The sequence below is a fragment of the Nocardia neocaledoniensis genome (assembly GCF_029868625.1).
In the GTDB taxonomy this organism is placed as follows: Bacteria; Actinomycetota; Actinomycetes; order Mycobacteriales; family Mycobacteriaceae; genus Nocardia; species Nocardia neocaledoniensis_A.
The window spans coordinates 1-26,012 of record NZ_JARWOJ010000167.1; the positions used below are offsets into that span (position 1 = coordinate 1).

Here is a 26,012-nt window from a genome sequence, read left to right on the forward strand (position 1 = left end):
CCCCCCCCCCCCCCCCCCCCCCCCCCCCCCCCCCCTATTTTTTCCCCCGCGGGCGGGCCCCCCCCCCCCCCCCCCCCCCCCCCCCCCCCCCCCCCCGCGGGCCCCCCCCCGGGGGGCGCCCCCCCCCCCCCCCCCCCGGGCCGCGCCCCGCCCCCCCCCCCCCCCCGGCGACGGGGATGCCGATCGCGATGTCACCGCTGCCGCTGAGCCGGGCCAGCAGCGCGGCCAGCGCCGCGTGCGCGACCATGAACGGACTGGCCTCCGCCCGCCGGGCCAACTGCCCGACGCGCTGCCAGATCCCCGGCGGCACCTCGCGGTCCACGCTCGCGCCCCGGTGTGAGGCGACCGCGGGACGCGGCCGGTCGGTGGGGAGTTCGAGCAGCCCGGGCAGGCCGTCGAGTTCGGCGCGCCAGAAGCGCACCTGCCCGGCGGCGAGCGAGGCGGGATCCCGCTCGTCGCCGAGGACCGCGCGCTGCCACAGGGTGTAATCGGCGTACTGGACTTCCAATGGCGCCCAACCCGGTTCGATCCCGGCCCGGCGCGCCAGATAGGCGGCGGTGGTGTCGCGCAGCAGCGGTCCGGCCGAGAAACCGTCGGCGCTGATGTGGTGGATCACCACGACCAACACGACCTCGTCGGGGCCGCACCGCAGCACCCGCACCCGCACGGGCGGGGCGGCGGTGACGTCGAAGCCGCGACCGATCTCGGCGGCCACGACGGCGGGCACCGCGATCGGATCGACCGTCTCCACGACCGGGGTGGGCACGAACTGCCACACCGCCTGGTGCCCGATGCCGTCGACGGCGGGGTACGCGGTGCGCAGCACCTCGTGCCGGTCGAGCACATCGGTGACGGCCGCCGCCAGCGCGTCGGCGTCGACGTCACCGCGCAGCCGCACCGCGATCGGGATGTTGTAGGCCGCCGAATCCGGATCGAGGCGGTTGAGCAGCCACATCCGCTGCTGGGCCGCCGACAGCGGAACCCGGTGCGGGCGCGGGCCCGCGGTCAACGCGAGGCCTGCCCCCGATCCGGCACGGTGGGCCAGGGCGGCGGCCAGGTCGGCGACGGTGCTCGCCTCGAACAGGGCCCGGACCGGCACCCTGGTCGACAGGGCGGCGCCGAGGCGGGCCGCCACCCTCGTCGCGACGAGGGAGTTGCCGCCGAGCTCGAAGAAGTCGTCGTCGAGGCCGACGTGCTCGCGGCCGAGCACGGCGCCGAAGACCTCGGCGACGGCCCGCTGGACGGCGGTGACCGGTGCCCGGAACGGCCTGGCCACGAATTCGGGCGTGGGCAGGGCCTTCCGGTCGAGTTTGCCGGAGGTGTTGAGCGGGAACGCATCGAGGACCACGATGACCGACGGCACCATGTACGACGGCAGCGCCGCCGCCACCCCGGCCCGCAGCCGCGCCGGATCGAGGTCGGCGCCGGGCTCCGGCACGGCATAGCCGACGAGGCGGTCACCGGTCGGGCTCGCCGACACCACCGCCGCGGCCTGGCTCACCGCGGGCAGCGACCGCAGCGCGGTCTCGATCTCGCCGAGTTCGATCCGCTGACCGCGGAACTTCACCTGGAAGTCGATGCGGTCCAGGTAGATGAGCACCCCGTCGCGGGTCCAGCGCACCAGATCGCCGGTGCGGTACATGCGCGCGCCGGCCGGGCCGTACGGGTCGGCGACGAAGCGGTCGGCGGACAGGTCGGGCCTGCCGAGGTAGCCGCGCGCCAGCTGCTCGCCGGCCAGGTACAGCTCGCCGGCGACACCCGGTGCGACCGGGCGCAGCCGCTCGTCCAGGACGTAGACGCGGGTGTTCCACGCGGGCACGCCGATCGGCACGGTCTGCCCGCTCGCCGCGTCGGCGGGCCAGGCGGTGACCGAGACGGCGGCCTCGGTCGGGCCGTACAGATTGTGCACGGCCGCACCGGAACTCGCGCGCAGTGCGGTGACCGTCTCGGGGGTGAGCGCTTCACCGATGGCGAGGACCAGCCGCAGGCTCGCCAGCTGATCGGGGGTGGCGTGCGCGGCGAACACCGCCAGCATCGACGGGACGAAGTCGACCACGGTGACCCGGTGCGCGGCGACCAGTTCGGCCAGGTACAGCGGGTCGCGGTGGCCGTCGTGGGCGGCGAGGACCAGGGTCGCGCCCGCGGCGAGCGGCGCGAAGTAGCCCCACACCGACAGGTCGAAGGTCGCCGCGGACTTCTGCAGGTACACATCACCGCTGTCGAGCCCGTACCGGTCGAGCAGCCAGGCGAGCTGGTTGCGGATGCCCGCGTGGCTCATGGCCACGCCCTTGGGCCTGCCGGTCGAGCCGGAGGTGAACAGCACGTAGGCCAGGTGCGAATCCCGCAGGGGTGCGCGGAGTTCGGTGGCGGCGACGGGGTGCGACGCCACCCCGGACAGGTCGATGTCGTCGAGGACGACGACCCGCGGGCCGACATCCGCCCCGGAGCCGGTTTCCGCGGACGACCCATGGGTACCGGGCGAGCCCTCCGCCACTGCGGCCGGGGAGTGGCTGCCGGACGAGCCGGTGGCGTCGTGGACGCCGGGCAGCGATCGACCGGTTGCGGAACCCGCTGCCGGTGAGCGGAATTCGTCTCGCACGGTGGTCAGCACCAGCTGCGGGCGCGCCGTCTCGAGCACCAGGGCGATGCGGTCGGCCGGGTGATCGGGGTCGATCGGCACGTAGGCACCGCCCGCGGTGACGACCGCGTACATCGCGACGACCAGGTCGATGGAGCGGCGGATCGCCAGTGCGACGAGGACATCGGGGCCGACTCCGGTACCCAGGAGGTACCGGGCGAGGCGATTGACGCGGGCGTCGAGCTCACCGTAGGTGAGCGTGATGTCCTCGGACACGAGAGCGGTCGCGTCCGGGTCGGCGCCGGCCCTGGCCTGGAACGGCGTGAGCAGCGTCGCGGCGCGGTCGATCTCGTGTGCGGTGGCGTTCCACGTGGTGAGGATGCGGGTCCGCTCGGCCGCTTCGAGCACGTCGATGCTGTCGAGCGGCGCGTGCGGCGCGGTGGCGATCGCGCCGAGCAGGCGTTCCAGGCGGCCGGCGATCGACGCCGCGGTCTCGGTGTCGAACACGTCGTGGGCGTAGGTGAGCACGCCGGTGATGCCGGCGGCCGCGCCGTCGGCGGTGTGCTCGTCGCTGACGATCAGGTGCAGGTCGAACTGGGACAGCGCGCTGTCGGTGTCCACCGCCGAGACGGTGATCCCGGGCAGGGCCAGTTCGGCGCGCTCGAAGTTCTGGAAGGAGAATCCGACCTGGAACAGCGGATGCCGGGCGGTGGACCGCGCCGGGTCGATCACCTCGACGAGACGTTCGAACGGAACCTCGGCGTTGGCGAACACCGCGAGGTCGGTGCCGCGCTGCCGGGTCAGCAGTTCGCCGAAGGTCTCCCCCGGCGCCAGCCGGGTGCGGAACACCAGTGTGTTGACGAACATGCCGATCAGGTCTTCCAGCACGGCCTCGCCGCGTCCGGCGACCGGGGCGCCGACGGTGATGTCGCGGCTGCCCGCGAGCCGGCCGAGCAGGGCGGCGAACGCGGTGTGCACGACCATGAACAGGGTGGCGCCCGCCGCCTTGGCGAGTTCGTTCAGGCGGGCGTGGGTGGCGGCGTCGACGGCGATCGGCACCGTGCCACCCGCGAGGGTGCGCACAGCGGGTCGTGGCCGGTCCAGTGGCAGGGCGAGTTCGTCGGGGAGATCGGCGAGTTCGCGGCGCCAGAAGTCGAGCTGGCGGGCGGCGACGGAGGTGGGGTCGGTCTCGTCGCCGAGGATCGCGCGCTGCCAGAGGGCGTAGTCGGCGTACTGCACCGGCAGCGGTGTCCAGTGCGGCGCGGTGCCGTCACGGCGGGCGAGGTAGGCGGTCATCAGATCGCGCACCAGCGGCGGGACGGAGGACCCGTCGGCGCTGATGTGGTGCACGACCATGGCCAGCACCGCGGCGTCGTCGCCGATCCGGTACAGCACCACCTGCCACGGCACCCCGGCGGTGACGTCGAACGTGGTGGCGGCCAGCGCCGTCACGGCAGCGACGACGTCGTCGGCCGCGATCGGCTGAACGCGCAGGGCGACACCGGCTTCGGCGGCGGGCAGGATGTGCTGCACGGGGCCGTCGGCGGTCTCCGGATAGTAGGTGCGCAGCACCTCGTGCCGTGCGACGAGATCGTCGACGGCGGCGGCCAGTGCCGTGATGTCGAGCGTGCCGGTCAACCGCACCGCGATCGGCACGTTGTAGCCGGCCGATTCCGGATCGAAGCGGTTGAGGAACCACATCCGCTGCTGCGCCGGTGAGAGCGGGATGCGCTCCGGCCGCTCCCCCGCCACCAGTGGCAGCCGAGTGGTGCTCTCGGCGGCGTCCACCGCCGCGGCCAACGCCGACACGACGGGCGCTTCGAAGATCCGCGCGACCGGCACCCGCCGGTCCAGCGCGGCGCCGAGTCGCGCGGCCACCCTGGTGGCGATCAGCGAATTGCCGCCGAGGTCGAAGAAGTCGTCGTCGGCGCCGACCCGCTCCACCCCGAGGACCTCGGCGAGCACCGAGGCCACGATGTGCTCCGAGGGCGTTGCCGGAGCACGGAACTCACGGGCCGTCAGTTCCGGCGCGGGCAGGGCCCGGCGATCGAGTTTGCCGGAGGAGTTGACCGGCAGCGCGTCCAGCACCACGAAGGCGCTGGGCACCATGTAGGCCGGAAGCAGTTGCCGCAGGGCGGCCTTCACGCCGTCGAGATCGATCGCCGGTCGACGGGCGGCGGCGAAATCGACACCGGCAGTGTCGGCACCGGCATCAGCGTCGGCGTCGGCGTCGGCGACGACACGGGCACCAGCACGGGCACCGGCATCGGCGGAGGTAGCGGCAGCGGCATCAGCACCGGCGGAGGTAGCGGCCCAGTGGGCGACACTGCCAGCGGAGCCGCTCACGTGCTGTCCGGGACCGGCAACACTCTCGGCACCGGGACCGGCTTCCCTGCCGTCGCCGTCGTCGGCAGTTCGGCCGGTGACAACGGGAATCGCGCCGACAGCCGGGACGAGGTACGCGGTGAGGTAGTCGCCGGTGCCGTCGTCTCGCACGGTGACCACCGCGCGGTCGACGCTGTCGAGGCCCGTGAGCGCGGTCTCGATCTCGCCTAGTTCGATGCGCAGGCCGCGCAGCTTCACCTGGAAGTCGGTGCGGCCCAGGTACTCCAGTTCGCCGGTGCGGGTGCGGACGACGAGGTCGCCGGTGCGGTACATGCGGGCACCGGGCGCTCCGTACGGGTCGGCCACGAAGCGGTCGGCGGACAGGTCGGGACGGTTCAGGTAGCCGCGAGCCAGCTGGACACCGGCCAGGTACAGCTCGCCGGGCACGCCGAGCGGAACCGGGCGCAGGCGCGCGTCGAGCACGTGCAGGGCGGTGTTGGCGACCGGCGCGCCGATCGGCACGGTGACGGTGTCGGCGTCGGTGACCTCGTGGAAGGTGACGTCGACGGCGGCCTCGGTCGGCCCGTACAGGTTGTGGACGGCCACGCCGGGGACCAGCGCGCGCAACCGCTGGGCGTCGGCGGCGGGCAGGGCTTCCCCGGAGGCGAACACCTGGCGCAGCGAGACACAGTGCGCGGCAGCGGGTTCGGCGAGGAACGCGGCCAGCATCGACGGCACGAAGTGCGCGACGTCGACGCCGGTGCGGGTGATCAGCTCGGCCAGATAGGCGGGATCGCGGTGCCCGTCGGGGCGGGCGATCACCAGGGTGGCGCCGATCCGCAAGGGCCAGAACAGTTCCCAGACCGAGACGTCGAAGGTGATCGGAGTCTTCTGCAGCACGGTGGCCGTGGCGTCGAGCCGGTAGGTGTCCTGCATCCACCGCAGCCGGTTGCCGATCGCGGTGTGGGTGACCGCGACGCCCTTCGGCCTGCCCGTCGAGCCGGAGGTGAACAGCACGTACGCCAGGTCGGCGCCGCGCAGCGGGCGGAGCCGGTCGGCGTCGGTGACCGGCTCCGCCGAGAACCCGGACAGGTCGAGTCCCGCCGGATCCACCACGTCCACGGCGGTGGCGAATTCGGGCCCCGCGAGCACGAGAACCGGTGCCGCCGTGGCGAGGACATGCGCGGTCCGGTCGGCCGGGTGCTCGGGGTCGAGGGGCAGGTAGGCGGCGCCCGCGGCCTGGACCGCGTAGATCGCGACCAGCAGCTCGATGCCGCGCGGCAGGCCGACACCGACGACCGCGCCGGGCCCGACGCCCGCGCCGATCAGCCACCGGCCGAGCCGGGCGACGCGAGCGGCGAACTCGCCGTATCCGAGTCGTTCGCCCTCGAACTCGAGCGCGACGGCATCGGGTGTCCGGCGCGCCTGCGCCGCGAACACGGCGTACAGCGTCGTGTCGGTGTCCAGGGGCGCCGCGGTGTCGTTCCAGGTCGCCAGCTGGGCGAGCTCGGCGGGATCGAGCAGGTCGATCGCGCCGACGGGCGCGGTGTCGTCGGCCACGACCGCCGCGAGGATGCGCACGAAACGGTCGCCGAAGGCGGTGACCGTCTCGGCGTCGAACAGGTCGGTGGCGTAGCGCAGCCAGCCGCGCAGGCCGGGTTCGCCTGCGGCGCCGCCGGTCTCGGTGAGTGCCAGGGACAGATCGAACTGGGTGGTCGCGGCGGGCAGATCGTAGGCCTCGACCCGCAGACCCGGCAGGTCGATCGTGGTGTCGTCGCGGTGTTCGAACGCCAGCATCACCTGCACGATCGGCGAATAGGCCGTGGAACGCACCGGATTCAGGTCGTCGACGAGCCGCTCGAAGGGCAGGTCGGCGTGGGCGAAGGCGCGCAGGTCGGCGGCGCGCACCTGTGCGAGCAGCTCGGCGAACCCGGCGCCACCGTCGATGGAGGTCCGCAGGACGAGCGTGTTGACGAACATGCCGACGAGGTCGTCGAGCGCGGCATCGGCCCGGCCCGCGACCGGCGTGCCCACCGCGATGTCGGAGCCCGCGCCGTGGCGCGACAGCAGTACCGCGAATGCCGCGTGCGCCACCATGAACGTGGACACGCCGTGTCGACGCGCCAGCTCCTCGATCCCGGCGGCGACGTCCGCGGGCACGTCGAATCCGACCGCCGCACCTTCGCCGCTGCGCACCGTGGGCCGCGGCCGATCGGTGGCGAGTTCCAGAACCGGTGCGAGACCGGTCAATTCGTCGCGCCAATGCGCCAGCTGCCGTGCGAGCCGCGACGCGGGATCGGCCGCGTCACCGAGCACCGCGTGCTGCCACAGCGTGAAGTCGGGGTACTGCACCGGCAGGGGCTCCCACGCCGGCGCGCTCCCCGCGCCCCGCGCGACATACGCCGTGATCAGATCCCGTGCCAACGGGGTAATCGACACGCCATCGGCCGCGATGTGATGGACCGCGAGTACCAGGATGTGTTCCACGTCGTCGGCGGGCGCGGGACGGTCCTCCCTCGGCGACGGGTGCCCGGGCACGCGGGCTTCGATCAGCGCTCTGTCGCGCTCAGCACCATCGCGGTCAGCCACGTCGCACTCAGCACAGCCGCGGTCAGCACCGTCGCGCTCAGCCACGCCGCACTCAGCACCGTCGCGGTCAGCACTGTCGCCGTCGCCAGCCCGCGCGCTGTCGGGGGAGGCGCTCGCTGGGACACCCGCAGCACCATCGGACGCGCGCGGACCGCCCGGCCGCGGCGCACCGCAGGCGCGGCGGAGCAGTGCGGCGCGCACCGGAGGCTGGATGGTGAGGTCGTAGCCCGCGCCGACGATCTCGCCGATCACCTCGGGCAGCGTCGTGTCGGTGACCGCACGGACGGCGGCGGCGGGCAGGACCGCGTCGACCGGGAGGACGACCTGGGTCGGCCCGTCACCGTCCTCGGGGAAGACGGTGCGCAGCGATTCGTGCCGGGCGAGCACGTCACGCAGCGCCGCCCACAGCGCCTCGGTGTCCAGGTCGCCGGTCAGGCGCAACGCGATCGGCAGGGTGTAGACGGCCGAGTCCGGATCGATCCGGTTCAGCAGCCAGAGCCGGGTCTGCGCCAGCGACAGCGGGATTCGCTCCGGGCGCGGCTCGGCCGCGGTCAGCGGCGGCCACGACGCACCGTCGCCGACAGCGCGTTCGGCGAGGCCGGCGACGGTCGGCGCGTCGAACACATCGCGCACGTCCAGCGCACAGCCGAGTGCCGCGTTGGCGCGGGCGACCAGCCGCATGGCGAGCAGGGAGTTGCCGCCGACGGCGAAGAAGTCGTCGTCGGCGCCGATGCGCGGCTGCCCGAGCAGGTCGGCGATCACCCCCGCCAGCACGGTCTGCGGGCCCGGTCGCGGCGCCACGTAGGCGGTCGTGGTGGACAGGTCGACGGGCGGCAGGGCCGCGCGATCGAGCTTGCCCGCGGCGTTGAGCGGGACGGTGTCGAGCACCACCAGGTGCGCGGGGACCATGTAGGCGGGCACCAGGGCGGCGACGTGCGCGCGCACCACGGTGACGTCGACCGTGCCGGCGACATAGCCGACCAGGCACTGCCGCCCGGCGTCGTCGGTCGCCGGGACCACGGTCGCGTGGGTGACACCGGGGGCGTCGCCGAGCGCCGCCTCGATCTCGCCCAGTTCGATCCGCAACCCACGGATCTTCACCTGGAAGTCGTTGCGGCCCAGGTACACCAGCGCGCCGTCGCGATCGCGGCGCACGAGGTCACCGGTGCGGTACATGCGCGTGCCCGCCGCGTCCGCGGGCGCGAACGGGTCGGCGACGAACCGATCCGCGGTCAGCTCGGGCCTGCCCAGGTAGCCGCGCGCGAGCTGGTCGCCCGCCAGATACAGCTCACCCGTGACACCGGCCGGCACCGGATGCAGCCGCTCGTCGAGGACGTAGGCGCGCACGTTCCAGGTCGGCCTGCCGATCGGCAGCTCGGTCCGCTCGACCGGCGCGGTGATCTGCCCGAAGGTGCTGGTGATCGCCACTTCGGTCGGGCCGTAGGTGTTGTGCAGTTCGGCGGGCAGGCTCGCGAGCACGGTCGATGCCAGCGCGGCGGGCAGCTCCTCGCCACCCAGGTGCAGCATCCGCAGCCCGCGCAGGTCGTCGGCGAGTCCCTCGGCGAGCATGGCGGCGAGCACCGACGGCACGAATTCGACCACCGTGACCCGCTGTTCGCGGATCACCCGCGCCTGATAGGCCAGGTCGAGATGGCCGCCGGGTCGCAGCAGGACCAGGGTCGCGCCGAGCAGCGCCGGGCACAGCAGTTCCCACAGCGAGACATCGAAGGTCAGCGGCGCGCGCTGGAGCAGCCGATCCGCGGCGGTGAGCTCGTATTCGCCGCGCAGCCAGCACAATTCGTTGACCAGCGCCCGATGCGAGACCAGCACGCCCTTGGGCAGACCGGTGGACCCGGAGGTGAACAGCGCGTAGGCCGGGTGGTCGGGGCGCAGCGGCGCGAGCCGTTCGGCGTCGGTGACCGGGCCGCCGTGCGCGGGCGGCCGGGCCGGGTCCTCGAGTTGGGCGACGGTCAGCACGGGGAATCCCGAGCGGGAGGCGGCGGCGAAGTGCACGGAGGCGGTGGCGGAGCGGATGCCGCTGTCGACGTGGTCGAGATCGCCCGCCCGCGCCGTGACGACCAGGCGCGGCGCGGCCGTGGCGAGCACATGCCCGATGCGGTCGGCGGGCTGGGCCGGATCGATCGGCACGTACACGCCGCCCGCTGCGAGCACCCCGTGCAGGACGACCAGCAGTTCGATGCCGCGCGGTATCGCCACGGCCACGGCGGTCTCCGGTCCGACACCGCATTCGATCAGCCTGCGGGCGAAGCGGTTCGCGCGCGCGGCCAGCGCGCCATAGGTGATCTTCGCGCCGTCGGCCACGGCGGCGACGGCGTGCGGGTCACGGGCGGCGGCCGCGTCGAGCAGCAGCGCGGCCAGCGGCGCGCGCACGCCGAGTTCGCCGAGGGGCCGATCGAGTGGCGCGATATCGCCGTGCGGGCCCGCCAGCAGGGCGGCGCGGTCGGCGCCGTCGAGCAGGGACAGATCCCCCACGGCGGTGCCCGGTGCGGTGATCGCGGCACGCAGTACCCGTTCGAGCATCGCGACCAGCTCGGCGACGGTGTCGGCGTCGAAGAGATCGGTGGCGTAGCGCAGTTCGAGGTCGAGCCCGGCGGCGGTGCCGTCGGTCGCGTAGTGGTCGACGAAGGTGAAGTCCAGGTCCACGGCGATCGGAGCGTCCGGCAGTTCCACCGCCGAGAGCGTCAGGCCGGGCAGTTCGAAGGCGCCGACGCGCTGGTTCTGCAGCGCCAACGACACCTGGTACAGCGGCGAATAGCCTTGCGAGCGTGCCGGATTGACAGCGTCGACGAGACTCTCGAACGGCACGTCGGCGTGGTCGAAGGCATCGAGGTCGTTCGCCCGGATCTGGTCGAGCAGATCCGCGAAGGGGTCGTCGGCGCGGACGTGCGCGCGCAGCACCAGCGTGTTGACGAACATGCCGACGATGTCGTCGAGTTCGCGGTGTCCACGACCCGCGACCGGTGTGCCGACCACGATGTCGGATCCCGCCGACAGGCGCGCGAGCACGACCGCGAGCGCGGCGTGCAGCACCATGAACGGAGTGGCGCGCCGGGACCGGGCGAGCTCGCCGATACCCCGGTGGAGCTCGGCGTCGAGGGCGGTGGTGAAGGTGGCGCCGCGGTGGGTGGCGATCAGTGGCCTGCGGCGGTCGGCGGGCAGGGTGAGCACGTCGGGGAGACCGGCGAGCCGGTCGGTCCAGTAGGCGAGCTGACGGGCCAGCGGCGCGGCGGGATCGTCGGCGCTGCCGAGTCCTTCGCTCTGCCACAGCGCGTAGTCCGCGTAGTGCAGTTCCAGCGCGGGCAGCCGTGGCGTGGCGCCTGCGGCCCTGGCGGCGTAGGCGGTCACCAGATCGCGGGTCAGCGGGGCCATCGACCAGCCGTCGGCCGCGATGTGGTGCACGACGAGGACCAGCACGTGCTCGGTCGGCGTCACCCGCAGCAGGCGGGCGCGCACCGGTACCTCGGTGGTGATGTCGAAGCCACCGCGCAGCGCGGCGGCGACGGCGGCCGGTACCGCGTCGGCGGTGAGTTCGGTGAGGGGCAGCTCGGGCACGAACGACGCGCCGACGAGTTGGGTGGCCTGCCCGTCGAATTCGGGGTAGGTCGTGCGCAGCGTCTCGTGCCGGTCGACCAGGTCGCCCAGCGCGCCACGCAGGGCCGTGATGTCGAGGTCGCCGCTGAGGCGGATCGCGACCGGGATGAGGTAGGCCGTCGAGTCCGGGTCGAAGCGGTGCAGGAACCACATCCGCTGCTGGGCCGGGGAGAGCGGAATCCGCTGCGGCCGCTGCCCGGCCACCGGACCACGCCTGCTGCCGGTTCCGGACAGCGCGTCCAGCCGGGCCGCGAGCGCCTCGACCGTGCTCGCCTCGAACAGCTCACGCACCGGCACCCGCGCGTCCAGCGCCGTCCCGAGCCGGGCCGCCACCTGGGTGGCGACCAGTGAGTTGCCGCCGAGGGCGAAGAAGTCGTCGGTGGCGCCCACCCGCGGCACGCCGAGCACGCCGGCGAAGGTCTCGGCCACGATCCGCTCGGTGGCGGTCACCGGTTCGCGGTATTCACGTTCCGGCAGGCCGGGCGCGGGCAACGCGCGGCGATCGAGCTTGCCCGACGAGGTGACCGGCAGCTCGTCGAGGAAGACGTACGCCCCGGGCACCATGTACGACGGGAGGACCGCGGCCACCGCCGCGTCCAGCTCCGCGGGGGACGGTGCGGAGCTCGCCGCCTCGCCCGCCGCGTGCGAGCCCGCAGCGCCGCGCCTCGACACCACCGGGTCGCCGTCGCGGCCGGGCGCATCGAGACGTCCGCGGCGCGCTGCCGCCGCACCGTCGCGGACCACTCGCGATTCCGGCAGGCCAGCGCCTGCGGCGGCCCCGACCTCCGTATCGGCGGCGGTCAGGGCTGTCGGGGCGGTCGGAGCCGTCGGCACGATGTAGGCGACCAGCTGGTCGGGGCGGTCGGCGTCCGAACGGACCAGGACGGCGGCGCGGTGGACCCCGGGGACCGTGGCGAGGGCCGCCTCGATCTCGGCGGGTTCGATGCGCAGGCCGCGCAGTTTGACCTGGAAGTCGGTGCGGCCCAGGTAGTGCAGGGCCGGGCCGTCGGCGCCGCTACGCCAGGTGACGAGGTCGCCGGTGCGGTAGAGGCGTTCGCCGGTGCCGAAGGGGTCGGCGACGAACCGTTCGGCGGTGAGGTCCGGGCGCGCGTGGTAGCCGTCGGCGAGCTGGGCGCCCGCGACATAGAGTTCGCCCGGAACACCGGCCGGGACCGGCCGCAGCCGCGAATCCAGGACGTACACACGGGTATTGGCGACCGGGGTCCCGATGGGGACCGCCGCGGTCGACTCGGCGCCCACCTCATGGGTGGTGATCTGGATGGCGGTCTCGGTCGGCCCGTACAGGTTGACGACCCGCGCCCCGGCGGCCCGCACCCGCTGCGCCAGCTCGGTGGTGAGCGCTTCGCCGCCCGCGAAGACCAGGCGCAGCGAATCGCTCGGCGCCGATTCCCCGACGACCGCCGCCAGCACGGACGGCACGTACTGCACGACACTCACGTGGTGGCGTGCGGTGGCCTCGGCCAGATAGGCGGGGTCGCGGTGGCCGTCGGCGGTGGCCAGCACCAGGCGCGCGCCGGCCAGCAACGGCCACAGCAGCTCCCACACCGAAGCATCGAAGGTGAACGGAGTCTTCTGGAGCACGACGTCGTCCGGCGTGAGGACGTATTCGCTGTGTAGCCAGAGCAATTGATTCACCACGGCGCGATGCGGCACCGCCACGCCCTTCGGCCTGCCGGTCGAGCCGGAGGTGAACAGCACGTAGGCGAGATGCCCGGGACGCAGCGGGGCGAGTCGTTCGCCGTCGGCGATCGGGTGGTCCGGCAGGTCCGACAGGTCGAGCGCGTCGAGCGCGATGGCCGGCTCACCCACGGACGCCGCGTGTTCGGTGGACGTCAGCACGCAGACAGGTGCCGTGCACGCCAGGACATACGCGGTCCGGTCGGCCGGATGATCGGGATCGACCGGAACATACGCGGCGCCCGAGGCGAGAACCGCGTGCACGGCCACGACCTGATCGAGTCCGCGTGGCAGCGCGATCGCGACGACCGAGCCCGGACCCGCGCCGAGGCCGATCAGGTACCGCCCCAGCTGCGCGACTCGTGCGGCGAACTCCACGTAGGTCAGCGCGACGTATCCGTCTGCGCCGGATTCGAACTCATCGGCGACCACGGCGAGCGCGTGCGGCGTCTCGGCCGCGCGCGCCGCGAACAGCGCGGGCAGCGTCGCGGTCTCGTCGAAGGCCGCGCGGGTGGCGTTCCACGCGATGCGGATCTCGGCGGACTCGGCCGGATCGAGCAGATCGATATCGCCGACCGGGCGCGCGGGGTCGCGAAGAACAGCTCCGAGCAGCCGGTGCAGCCGGGTGGCGAAACCGGCCACCGTGGCCGCGTCGAACAGGTCGGTGGCGTAGACGAACGCCCCGGAGATCCCGGCGGGAGCGCCGGTCTCGTCCCGATGCTCGGTGAGAGTGAGCTCCAGATCGAACTTGGCGACAGCGGTCGGCAGCTCGACTCCGCTCACCGCCAGACCCGGCAGGGACGCCGCGCCCGGCGTGTCCTCGTTGAGCGACAGCATCACCTGGAACAGCGGGTTGCGGGCGGTGGAGCGCACCGGGTCGAGTACCTCGACGAGCCGCTCGAACGGTACGTCGGCGTGTTCGAAAGCGGCGAGGTCGGTCTCGCGCACGCGCGCGACCAGCTCGGTGAAGGGCAGACCGGGCGCGACCTCCGTCCGCAGCACGAGGGTGTTGACGAACATGCCGACGAGATCGTCGAGCGCTCGGTCGCCACGTCCCGCCACCGGCGTGCCGATCGCGATATCGGTGGTCGCCGACAGTCGCGCCAGCAGCGCCGCGAACACGGCGTGTGCCGCCATGAACACGGTGACACCCCGCGCCCTGGCGAATTCGGCCAGCGCGCGGTGCGTTTCGGCATCGATCGCGACCGGGTGCGTGTCACCGCGCCGCGAGGCCACGGCGGGCCGGATCCGATCGGCGGGCAATTCCAGCTGCTCCGGCGCACCGTCGAGCGTGTCCGCCCAGAACCTCAGCTGTCGAGCCACTTCCGACTCCGGATCCTCCGCGTCGCCGAGCACCGCGTGCTGCCACACCGCGTAGTCGGCGTACTGCACCGGCAGCGGCGTCCACCGCGGGTTCTCTCCGGCCGTCCGCGCACGGTAGGCGACGAGCACGTCACGCACGAGCGGCCCGAACGAGAACCCGTCCGCGGCGATGTGGTGCAGCACGATCACCAGCACGTATTCGGCATCGTCGCCGAGCGGCGCCGCCGCGACGCCACCGGAACCGTCCCGGTGGGCGTGCACCAGGTCGCGTGTCACCGCGGCGTCGGTGTCCCGCTCGGTCGCGGCGACGACATCCGCGCTCGTCGCGCAGGTGTGCGCGATGCGCAGGAGCGTCGTGCGGATCGGAACGTCGATCGTCAGATCGAAGCCGGTGGTGGCGGCATCGCGGACGGCGTCGGGCAGTGATGCGCCGGTGACGACGCGCGGCAGGACTTCGGGGAGCAGGCCGTCGGCGGCGAGGATCTCGGCCGTGGGGCGGCCGTCACGCTCCGGGTAGCGGGTCCGCAGGACCTCGTGGCGGCGCACGACGTCCACCAGTGCGGCCTGGAGCGCTGCCAGGTCGAGGGAGCCGGTGAGGCGTACCGCCAGGGGGATGTTGTCGGTGGCCGAACCGGGGTCGAAGCGGTTGAGGAACCATATGCGCTGCTGGGCGGGCGAGAGCGGCAGCACCTCGGGGCGTGGCCCGGCGACCAGGGCCGGGCCGGAGCCGGTGCCGCGCAGTCGGTCCACGGCGGCGGCGAGGGCGAGCACCGTGGGGGTGTCGAAGAGCTGGCGGACCGGCACGCGCAGGTCGAGGTCGGTGCCGATCCTGGCCATCAGCCGGGTGGCGAGCAGTGACGTGCCGCCGAGGTCGAAGAAGTCGTCGTCGCGGCCGATCCGGTCCACGCCGAGAACCTCGGCGAACGCTCCGGCGACCACCCGTTCGGCGTTGGTCTCGGGCGCACGATAGGCCGCCGCGGCGAACACCGGCGCGGGCAACGCGGACCGGTCGAGCTTGCCGACGGGAGTCAGCGGGACGCTGTCGAGGGCGACGATCGCGGCGGGCACCATGTGCGTTGGCAGGTGCGCGGCGACATGCGCCGTGAGCGCACCGGCATCGATGACAGCGCCGGCCGCCGGAACCACGTACGACACCAGCACCGTCGCGCCGGCCTCGGTGCGGTGTCCGAGGGTGGCGGCGAAGTCGACGGTGGTGTGGCGGGCGAGGACGGCGTCGATCTCGCCGAGCTCGATCCGGAAGCCACGCACCTTCACCTGGAAGTCGTTGCGGCCCAGGTATTCCAGATCGTAGGCACCGTCGCGCAGGACCCAGCGCACGGTGTCGCCGGTGCGGTACATCCGCTCCCCCGGCGCGCCGTGCGGATCGGCGACGAATCGTCCCGCCGTCAGCGCGGGCCTGCGGTGATAGCCGTTCGCCAGCTGCGGCCCGGCGATGTACAGCTCACCGACCACGCCCACCGGCACCGGACGCAGCCGCTCGTCGAGCACCAGCTCCGTGGTCCCCTCCACCGGAGCACCCAGCGTGATCGGCGTCGTCGCGGTGAGCGGTTCGCTGATGTTGGTGACGATGGTCGTCTCGGTCGGGCCGTACCCGTTGCGGAAGACGAGGCCGGGGATCGCGGCGGTCCACCGCGCCACCAGCTCCGCCGGGCACGCCTCGCCACCGACGACCACCACCCGCAGGTCCGCGAGGCCGGTCGGGTCGACGGTCGCCAGCGCGGAGGGCGTGATGATCACATGGGTCACCCGCTCGACCCGCAGCAGTTCACCCAGCTCCGCCCCGCCGAACACGCCGGGCTGCGCGATCACCATGGTCGCGCCCGCACTCACCGTGAGCAACAGTTCCGCGACCGAGATGTCGAAAGACGGCGAGGCCACGTGCAGCACCCGCGCATCGGGGGCCGCCAGGTACCGCTCGGTCTGCACGGCCACATACGTGCTGACGGCGCCATGGGGAATCACCACGCCCTTGGGCAGACCGGTGGTGCCGGAGGTGTAGATGACATACGCCGGATCGCGCGGATCCAGTGCCCTCTCGTGCCGTACCTCGAGGCCGGTCGAGTCACCCTGAGCCCTTGGCGTACTCGCCGCTGCGATGGCCTCCGCGGCGTCGAGAGATCCGGCTCGGGTGGCGGGGGCACCCGCGATGCGATCGGCTTCGAGGCCGGCCGTCACCGCACCCACCTCGGCGGCGGGTTCGTCCGCGACGCTGGGTTCGGCGAAGTCCGCGTCGGCGGCGAGGGTGAGCCAATCGACGGTGCTCGGCAGCGACTCGCGCGACGTGGCGACCGTGATGCCCGCTGCCGCACCGGAATCCACCAGCATGTGCGTGATCCGGTCGGCAGGGTAGTTGGGGTCGACCGGCAGGAACGCCGCGCCGGATCGCACGACGGCCCAGACGGCGGTGACGGAGGCGGCGGAGCGGGGAATGCTCACGGCGACGATGTCGCCGGGGCCGATGCCCTGGGCGGTCAGCCGGGCCGCGAGGCGGGTGGCGGCGGCGTCGAGTTCGCCGTAGGTCAGCGTGCGATCACCGTCGCGCAGCGCCACGGCCGCGGGATCGGCGGCAGCGCGCGACAACAGCTCCGGGAGTAGTGGTGCGGGCGTGACGGTTCCGCCGTGCCGGGTGGTCAGGGCGGTGAGTTCGCCGTCGAGCAGGAGCGGCAGGTCCGCGACCGCCCTGGTCGGCGCCGCGGCGATCGCGGCGAGCAGGCCGGTGAAGCGGCGAACCATGGCGGACACGGTCGGCTCGTCGAACAGATCTGTGGCGTAGGAGAATTCGCCGGACAGGCTGCCGGCGGTCTCGCGCAGGGTCACCGAGAGATCGAACTTCTCGATGTCGTAGGGCAGGTCGACGGCCGCGGCGCGCAGGCCGGGAAGTTCGAAAGTGGCGGGTGGCAGGTTGAGCAGCGACAGCGCCACCTGGAACAGCGGGTGCCGCCCGGCCGAGCGCGCCGGGGCGAGCACCTCGACGAGCCGCTCGAACGGCAGGGTCGTGTGCGCGAACGCCGCGACATCGTCGGCACGGACCCGGCCGAGCAGTTCGGCGAACGATTCCGCGCCGTCCACGCGGGTCCGCAGGACGGCGGTGTTGACGAACATGCCGATCACGTCGTCGAGTTCGGCGGCGCCACGCCCGGCGACCGGGGTTCCGATCGCGACATCCGCGCTCCCGGAAAGCCGCGCGATCAGCACCGACAGTGCCGCGTGCAGCACCATGAACAGGGTCGCCCCCTGGTCGGCCGCAACGGAATTCAGCCCAGCGACCAGTTCGGTGTCGAGCTCGAAGCCGATCCGCCGACCGCGCAGGGAGGCGACGGCGGGCCGGGGTCGATCCGTCGGCAGGCCCGTCTCGTCGGGCAGGTCCGCCAATGCCGCTCGCCAGTAGGCGATCTCGCGTCCCGCGTGGGACTCGGCGTCGTCTTCGGCGCCGAGCAGCTCGCGCTGCCACAGCGTGTAGTCGGCGTACTGCACGGGCAGCGGCGCCCACGCCGGAGTCGATCCCTCGGTCCGAGCCTGATACGCCGCCATGGTGTCGCGTACCAGCGGACCGGCCGACCATCCGTCGGCGGCGATGTGGTGCACCACCAGCACCAGCACATGGTCGCCGTCGACTTCGAACAGCCGCACCCGCAGCGGCGGCGCCGCCATCACGTCGAACCCGGCGCCGATCACGGCCGCCAGCTCCACCGGAAGTTCTTCGGCGGCCACCCGAATCGGGGTGAGCAGCCGAGGCTCGGCCGACGGCCCGCCGTGGTCGCTTGGTCCGGCCGCGACGCCGATCGCCGTCCCCGCGCCCGGCCATCCGGTATCGACGGCGCCCTCGACGCCGACAGCGGTTCCCGGCCCCGGCCATCCGCCGAGGCTCTCGTCCCCGGTCGCGGACGTGGCGGCGTGCTGCGCCGACGGCTCGGACGCACCGCGATCAGCGCCGCCATCCGCAGCGACCCCGGTGTCTCCCGCTGGATCATCGACGGAGTCTCCCCGGCGGTGCGGCCGCACTCCCGCGGCGGCGGTGCCGTGTTGGCTGTCGTGCACCCCGTCTGCGCTCGGCCGCACCGGGGAGGCGAGGGCGTGCAGTGCCGCCGCGGTGGACAGCACCTGCTGGGTGCCCACCCCGTCCACCTCGGGATACACCGTGCGCAGCACTTCGTGCCGGGCGATCAGGTCGCCGACCGCCGCACGCAGCGCCGCCAGGTCCAGCGCGCCGGACAGGCGCACCGCGATCGGGATGTTGTACGCGCCGGAGTCCGGATCGAAGCGGTTCAGGAACCACATGCGCTGCTGCGCGGGCGAGAGCGGTAGCACGGCGGGACGGGGCCCGGCCACCAGCGCGGGCTGGTCGTCGACCTGCCCGTCTTCGATCAGCTGGGCCAGCACCGCGACCGTCGGGCTGTCGAAGAAGTCGCGGACATCCACCCGCACACCGAAACTCGCCTGCAACCGGGCGATGGCGCGGGTCGCGACGAGCGAGTTGCCGCCGAGGCGGAAGAAGTCGTCGTCCGCGCCGAGGGCCTCGACCCCGAGCAGCTCGGCGAACAGGTCGGCCACGGCGCGCTCGGTCGCGGTGCCGGGCGCCCGGAACTCGGCGGCCGCCGCCCGGAAGTCCGGTTCCGGCAGCGCCTTCCGATCGAGCTTGCCGCTGGCATTGATCGGCATGGCGGGCAGCTGGACGAACAGCGAGGGCACCATGTACTCCGGCATCGAGGCCTTCGCGTGCGCGGCCAGCTCGGCCTCGTCGAGCACCGCGCCGTCGACACTCACCACATAGCCGACCAGCGCCTCCCCCGCCGCGTGCCGGTGCAGGACGACCGCGGCATTGCCCACGCGCGGATGCGCGGCCAGCACCGCCTCGATCTCCCCCAGCTCGATCCGCAGACCGCGCAGCTTCACCTGGAAGTCGGTGCGCCCCAGGTACTCCAGCTCGCCGCCCAGCTCACGAACGAGGTCACCGGTGCGGTACATGCGCTCGCCGGGCACGCCGAACGGGTTCGCCACGAACCGGTCGGCGGTCAGCCCCGGCCGTGCGACGTAGCCGCGCGCCAGCTGCACGCCCGACAGATACAGCTCGCCGACCACCCCGGCGGGCACCCGGTCGAGGTTCTCGTCGAGCACCAGCAGGCCGGTGTCGTCGGCCGGGCCACCGATCGGCACCGAGACCTCGTCGGCGGCGGTCACCTCGTGCGCGGTGACATCGACCGCGGCCTCGGTGGGACCGTACAGATTGTGCAGCGCGGCCCCCGACAGCGCGCGCAGGCGGGCCGCGGTGGCGGCGGGCAACGCCTCACCGGAGGCGAACACCAGCCGCACCGACGCCAGATCCACCGGCGACTCGGCGAGCTCGCCGACGAACGCCGCCAGCATCGACGGCACGAAGTGCGTGACGCTCACCCGGTGCTCGGCGATCAGCGCGGCGAGATAGGCCGGATCGCCGTGGCGGCCCGGCTCGGCCACCACCAGCTCGGCACCGATCTGCAAGGGCCAGAACAGCTCCCACACCGACACGTCGAAGGTGTACGGGGTCTTCTGCAGCACCACGTCGGCCGTCGACAACGGATACCGGCGCTGCCGCCAGTCCAGATTCGCCACGATCGCGCCGTGGGTGACCGCGACCCCCTTGGGCCGCCCGGTGGAACCGGAGGTGAAGATGACATAGGCGGTGTTGCCCGCGGCGGCGCCGCCCTCGACCACCGCCGGCGCCGCGGACCAGTCGATGTCGTCGGTGCGCAGGATCGCGCAGCCGGTGAGCTCCGGTTCGTCGCAGGCACGCGTCACCACGACGACCGGCCGGGCCACCTCGAGCACGTAACGCAGCCGCTCCACCGGGTGGTCCGGATCCAACGGCACATAGGCGCCACCCGCGCGCACGATCGCGTGCACGGCCACGATCAGGTCGAGGCCGCGCCGCATCGCCAGGCCGACCAGCGCCTCCGGGCCGACACCGAGCCCCACCAGCCGGGCGGCCAACGCCCGCACCCTGGTGTCGAATTCGGCATAGGTCAGCGCGGTGTCGCCGAACCGCACCGCGACGGCGTCCGGGGTGCGGTGCACCTGCTCGGTGAACCGGTCGACCAGCGTCGGCGCGGTGGGCGCCGTCAGACCGAGGACCGCCATCGCCTCGTCGGTGAGCGCGGCCAGCAGGGCGCCGAAGGTCCCGTCGGCCGCGTCGACCACACCGGGGAACAGTTCGGCGAGCACCACCTGCACCAGGGACTCCGGGTCCAGCGCACCACCGGTCAGCTCGGCCATCATCGTGAGCTGGGCGTCGAGGTCGGCGAACGAGACCGACGTGGGACCGAACTCCACCGCGATCCGCGCGGGCTCCAGGACCGCCACCGCCGCCACCAACGCCGCCAACTGCTCTGTTCCCGCGCGCGCCGGAGTGGTGTTGGTCATCTGGACTGCCTTCCATCTACCGACCGCAGGGAGGCCGCGCGGCCGCGAAACAACTCTCGAACTCCCCGGGCCCACCGGGGTAACAGAATCGGCGCGGGCGGCCAACCTCGGGCACCCCGCCCGAAATCCGCCCTCGTACACCGGGATCAGCGCGATCGGCTATGCCACGATCAGCACGCTCCGGCTCGCCGCCGTGGGAATACATTCCCGACAGCTATGACTCGGCTATCTCTGGAGACCTCCATCGTCGACCACACACCCGGCACCCTGCCCGCAGACGACTGAAGCGTATTCGGTTCAGTAATAAACCGGACCAGATTCCACTAAAATCTCGAGGGGAGGGAAATCCGGCAGCTTCGCACGGGGACCAGCAAACCGTCGGCATCCAGCCCGGCGGCGGTCGAGGACCCGCCGGTCCCGAAGGTGCCACGGCGGCCGTCCGCACTGCGGCGAACTGTGTCCGGCAACACTATGTGAAACAACGTTGCATCAACGTTGCATCACAGTGATTCACACCACTTTCGCCGCTCGCCCCGGACAGCACGAAACCCCCCGCCGTGCGATACGGCGAGGGGTTTCGCGGCAGAGGTGCGCTGCGAGCGTTACTCGGCGGCGGCCTCGGTGGCCTCGGCGGCCGGAGCGTCGGCGGCCGCGGCCTCGTCCTCGACCGGGATCAGCGAGATCTTGCCGCGGTTGTCGATGTCGGCGATCTCCACGCGCAGCTTGTCGCCGACGTTGACCACGTCCTCGACCTTGGCCACGCGCTTGCCCTGGCCCAGCTTGGAGATGTGCACCAGGCCGTCGCGGCCCGGCAGCAGCGAGACGAACGCGCCGAAGGCCGTGGTCTTGACGACCGTGCCCAGGAAGCGCTCGCCGACCTTCGGCAGCTGCGGGTTGGCGATCGCGTTGATCGCGTCGATCGCGGCCTGGGCCGAGGGCCCGTCGGTCGCACCGACGAACACGGTGCCGTCGTCCTCGATGGAGATGTTGGCGCCGGTGTCCTCGGTGATCTGGTTGATCATCTTGCCCTTGGGCCCGATGACCTCGCCGATCTTGTCGACCGGGATCTTGATCGCGGTGACGCGCGGAGCGTACGGGCTCATCTCGTCCGGGGTGGCGATGGCCTCGGCCATCACGTCCAGGATGGTGGTGCGGGCGTCGTGCGCCTGGTTCAGCGCGCCGGCCAGCACCTGCGAGGGGATGCCGTCGAGCTTGGTGTCCAGCTGCAGCGCGGTGACGAACTCACGGGTGCCCGCGACCTTGAAGTCCATGTCGCCGAAGGCATCCTCGGCGCCCAGGATGTCGGTCAGCGCGACGTAGCGGACCTCGTCCTCACCCTTGTCGTTGGTGACGGTGTCCGACACCAGACCCATCGCGATACCCGCGACCGGCGCCTTCAGCGGCACACCGGCGTTGAGCAGCGACAGGGTGGAGGCACACACCGAACCCATCGAGGTGGAGCCGTTGGAGCCCAGCGCCTCCGAGACCTGACGGATGGCGTAGGGGAACTCCTCCTGCGAGGGCAGCACCGGCATCAGCGCACGCTCGGCGAGCGCGCCGTGGCCGATCTCGCGGCGCTTCGGCGAACCGACGCGACCGGTCTCACCGGTGGAGAACGGCGGGAAGTTGTAGTGGTGCATGTAGCGCTTGGTGGTCTCCGGGCCGAGCGAGTCGACCTGCTGGGCCATCTTCACCATGTCCAGGGTGGTGACGCCCATGATCTGGGTCTCGCCACGCTCGAACAGCGCCGAACCGTGGGCACGCGGGATCACGGCGACCTCGGCGCTCAGCGCGCGGATGTCGGCCAGACCACGGCCGTCGATGCGGAAGCCGTCGGTGAGGATGCGCTGACGCACCAGCTTCTTGGTGACCGAGCGGAACGCCGCGCCCAGTTCCTTCTCGCGACCGGTGAAGTCCTCGCCCAGCCGCGAGAGCACGTCCAGCTTGATCTCGTCGATCTTGGCCTCGCGGGCCTGCTTGTCGGCGATCGACAGCGCCTCGTTCAGCTCACGCTTGGCGGTGCCCTCGACGGCCTCGAACACGTCGGCGGCGTACGGCGGGAAGAGCGGGAACTCCTCGGTCGGCTTGGCGGCCAGGGTCGCCAGGTCCGACTGCGCGCGGCACAGGCGGGCGATGAACGGCTTGGCGGCCTCGAGGCCCTCGGCCACGACGGCCTCGGTGGGCGCCTGCGCGCCGTCCTCGATCAGCGCGATGACCTTGTCGGTGGCCTCGGCCTCGACCATCATGATGGCGACGTCACCGGTCTCGGTGACGCGGCCCGCGACGACCATGTCGAACACGGCGCCCTCGAGCTGCTCCACGGTCGGGAACGCGACCCACTGGCCACCGATCAGGGCGACGCGCACGCCGCCGACCGGACCGGAGAACGGCAGGCCGGAGATCTGGGTGGACGCCGAGGCGGCGTTGATGGCCACCACGTCGTAGAGATCCTGCGGGTCCAGGCTCAGCACGGTGACCACGACCTGGATCTCGTTGCGCAGGCCGTCGACGAACGACGGGCGCAGCGGACGGTCGATCAGGCGGCAGGTCAGGATGGCGTCGGTGGAGGGGCGGCCCTCGCGACGGAAGAACGAGCCGGGGATACGGCCCGCGGCGTACATGCGCTCTTCGACGTCGACCGTCAGCGGGAAGAAGTCGAACTGGTCCTTGGGGTGCTTACCGGCGGTGGTCGCCGACAGCAGCATGGTCTCGTCGTCCAGGTAGGCGACCACGGAGCCCGCGGCCTGCTTGGCCAGGCGGCCCGTCTCGAAGCGGATGGTGCGGGTGCCGAAGCTGCCGTTGTCGATCAGCGCGACCGACTCGAAAACACCGGGCTCGACCTCGACCGCGGTCGAAGTACGTTCAGTTGTCTGCGTCATATTTCTTCTCTCGACCTCTCGTCTCGCCGGAGCGCAGCACCATGTGGGCGCGAACCGGCTGTTCGTCAGCCGTACCGGACACGGACACGTGGGAACCCTCCTGGCTGCCACGCGCAGCACCCGGCCTTCTCCCCTTGGTGGAACACTCCCGAAGAGGGCGACGCGGAGGCGATCATCGATCGAAGCCCGACGGCGGCGAACACCTGCCGAAAGGCCACTACCGAAGACCGACGCCACGCGGACGGATGCACACGGCTGTCACATGTTGTAGTGCACGCGGAAACCCCATGGTCGCCGAATACACGAATAGCCAACGAGAAGAGTGTACGTCTTCTCGTCGGCTATCGAGTCACCGCCTCAGCGAGGAGGCGTGTCGATCGAGGTCAGCGGCGCAGGCCGAGACGCTCGATCAGCGAGCGGTACCGCTCGATGTCCTTGGCCTGCAGGTACTTCGACAGGCGACGACGACGACCGATCAGGGCCAGCAGGCCGTGGCGGGTGTGGTGGTCGTGCTTGTGCTTCTTCAGGTGCTCGGTCAGGTCCGAGATCCGCTTCGACAGCAGCGCGATCTGCGCCTCCGGCGAACCGGTGTCCTTCTCGTGCAGGCCGTACTCGGCCAGGATGGCCGACTTCTGCTCAGTGGTCAGCGCCATGCGGCAAAGACTCCTCTTTTTCAGTTCCGCGCTCGAAGGTCCGGTTACCCGGGGTGGGCGCCACCGCGGACCGCAGCAAACCCGAGGATCCACTGTACTCGACCCGTGCCGGTGCCTCGAACCGGCCCTCAGGCCTCGGCGGCGGTGAGGACCTTGCGCGCGCTCTCCACGTCGCGGCCCATGGCCTCGACCAGGTCGTCGATGGTGTCGAACTTGCGCATCCCGCGCAGTTGCTCGACGAAGTCGACGGCCACGTGCTGGCCGTACAGGTCGGCTTCGCCGTCGAGCACGAACGCCTCCACCGTGCGCGCGCGGCCCGAGAAGGTCGGGTTGGTGCCCACCGAGATCGCGGCCATCGCGCGCTCGCCCGGCGCCGCCGTGCCGATGGTCGGGCCGGGCCCGAGCACGGTGAACCAGCCCGCGTAGACGCCGTCGGCGGGGATCGCCGCGTGCATCGGCGGCGCGACATTGGCGGTCGGGAAGCCGAGGCCGCGACCGCGGCCGTCGCCGTGCACGACCACGCCTTCGACCCGGTGCGGACGGCCGAGCGCCTCCGCCGCGGCGGCCATGTCGCCCGCGTCGACGCAGGCGCGGATGTAGGTGGAGGAGAAGGTGACGGCGTGCTCACCGAGCAGGGTGACGCCGTCGACCGAGAAGCCGAACCGCTGCCCGAGCTCGCGCATGGTGTCGACGGTGCCCGCGGCCTTCTTGCCGAAGGTGAAGTTGTCCCCGACTACGACCTCGCTGACGTGCAACCGTTCGACCAGCAGATCGTGCACGTACCCCGAGGGGGTGAGCTTCATGAATTCCTGGGTGAACGGCATCACGCAGAACACATCGATGCCCAGTTCCTCGGCGAGCTCGGCCCGCCGGGTCAGGGTGGTGAGCTGCGCGGGATGCGAGCCCGGCCGCACCACTTCCATCGGATGCGGATCGAAGGTCATCAGAACCGAGGGGACACCGCGGCGCCGCGCCGCGGCCACCGCGCGGCTGATCAGCTGCGCGTGTCCGCGATGCACGCCGTCGAACACGCCGATCGTGAGGACGCAGCGCCCCCAGTCGGCGGGCACATCGTCGAGACTTCGCCATCTCTGCACAGAGCGAAGCCTACGCAAAGCGTTTCGGCCACGCCGTGCCGGTTCGCCGATGTGTGATTCGGGCCAGGGATGCCTAACATCAATGATGTGCCAGGTAAACGAGAGGTCGCCACCCGCCGAGCGTCGACACAGCCCGGTGAACAGGCCGAACTCGCCGCCACCGCGACACTCGCGCCCGAATTGTCCGCTGTCGCACAGGACTATCTGAAGGTCATCTGGACCGCGCAGGAGTGGTCGCAGGAGAAGGTGTCGACCAAATTGCTCGCCGAACGGATCGGCGTGTCGGCCTCGACCGTGTCCGAGGCGGTCCGCAAGCTCTCCGATCAGGGCCTGGTCGAGCACGCGCGCTACGGCGCCATCACCCTCACCGAGCACGGCCGCCGCGCCGCCGTGGCGATGGTCCGCAGGCACCGGCTGATCGAGACCTTCCTCGTGAACGAACTCGGCTACGGCTGGGACGAGGTGCACGACGAGGCCGAGGTGCTCGAGCACGCCGTCTCGGAGCTGCTGATGTCGCGCATCGACGCGAAACTCGGCCATCCCGACCGCGATCCGCACGGTGACCCGATCCCCTCGGTCGACGGCGCCGTCCCCACGCCCCCGGCCCGGCGGCTGTCGGATTTCGCGGCGGGCGAGTCCGGGCGGGTCGCGCGGATCTCCGATTCCGATCCCGAGATGCTGCGCTACTTCGACTCGGTCGGCATCGCCCTCGACACGACCATCGCGGTCGAGGAGCGGCGCGATTTCGCTGGCACCATCGCGGTGCGGATCGGCACGGCCGAGGCGCCCACCGAGCTGGGAACCCTGGCGGCCGAGGCGATCTGGCTGACCGCCTGACCGG

At 72.3% G+C, this 26,012-nt stretch carries 4 protein-coding genes and 1 pseudogene; 1 reads left to right on the forward strand and 4 read right to left on the reverse strand.

Annotation, left to right across the window (positions count from 1 at the left end):
• Positions 1-166: 166 nt before the first annotated feature.
• The 4 genes and pseudogenes from QH270_RS11945 to QH270_RS11960 form a co-directional block, all read right to left on the reverse strand.
• Positions 167-20,542, reverse strand: a pseudogene (locus tag QH270_RS11945) (non-ribosomal peptide synthase/polyketide synthase); the annotation flags it as partial.
• Positions 20,543-21,144: 602 nt separating this feature from the next.
• A complete protein-coding gene (locus QH270_RS11950) occupies positions 21,145-23,421 on the reverse strand; it encodes a polyribonucleotide nucleotidyltransferase (protein ID WP_280340917.1) in 2,277 nt (758 codons plus the stop codon).
• Positions 23,422-23,804: 383 nt separating this feature from the next.
• Positions 23,805-24,074: a 30S ribosomal protein S15 gene (rpsO, locus tag QH270_RS11955; protein ID WP_110035787.1), complete on the reverse strand. Its 270-nt coding sequence runs from the start codon at positions 24,072-24,074 to the stop codon at positions 23,805-23,807.
• 128 nt (positions 24,075-24,202) lie between these two features.
• A complete protein-coding gene (locus QH270_RS11960; protein WP_280340919.1) occupies positions 24,203-25,171 on the reverse strand; it encodes a bifunctional riboflavin kinase/FAD synthetase in 969 nt (322 codons plus the stop codon).
• Between the two features lie 69 nt (positions 25,172-25,240).
• Between QH270_RS11960 and QH270_RS11965 the strand changes: the two genes are divergently transcribed.
• Positions 25,241-26,008, forward strand: coding sequence for a metal-dependent transcriptional regulator (locus tag QH270_RS11965; RefSeq protein ID WP_280340921.1), 768 nt, complete (start codon positions 25,241-25,243; stop codon positions 26,006-26,008).
• Positions 26,009-26,012 lie beyond the last annotated feature (4 nt).

Excerpts from the sequence above, each read along its gene's own strand:
- QH270_RS11950 (WP_280340917.1), bottom strand. The coding sequence starts at position 23,421 with ATGACGCAGACAACTGAACGTACTTCGACCGCGGTCGAGGTCGAGCCC.
- rpsO (WP_110035787.1), bottom strand. The coding sequence starts at position 24,074 with ATGGCGCTGACCACTGAGCAGAAGTCGGCCATCCTGGCCGAGTACGGC.
- QH270_RS11965 (WP_280340921.1), top strand. The coding sequence starts at position 25,241 with ATGCCTAACATCAATGATGTGCCAGGTAAACGAGAGGTCGCCACCCGC.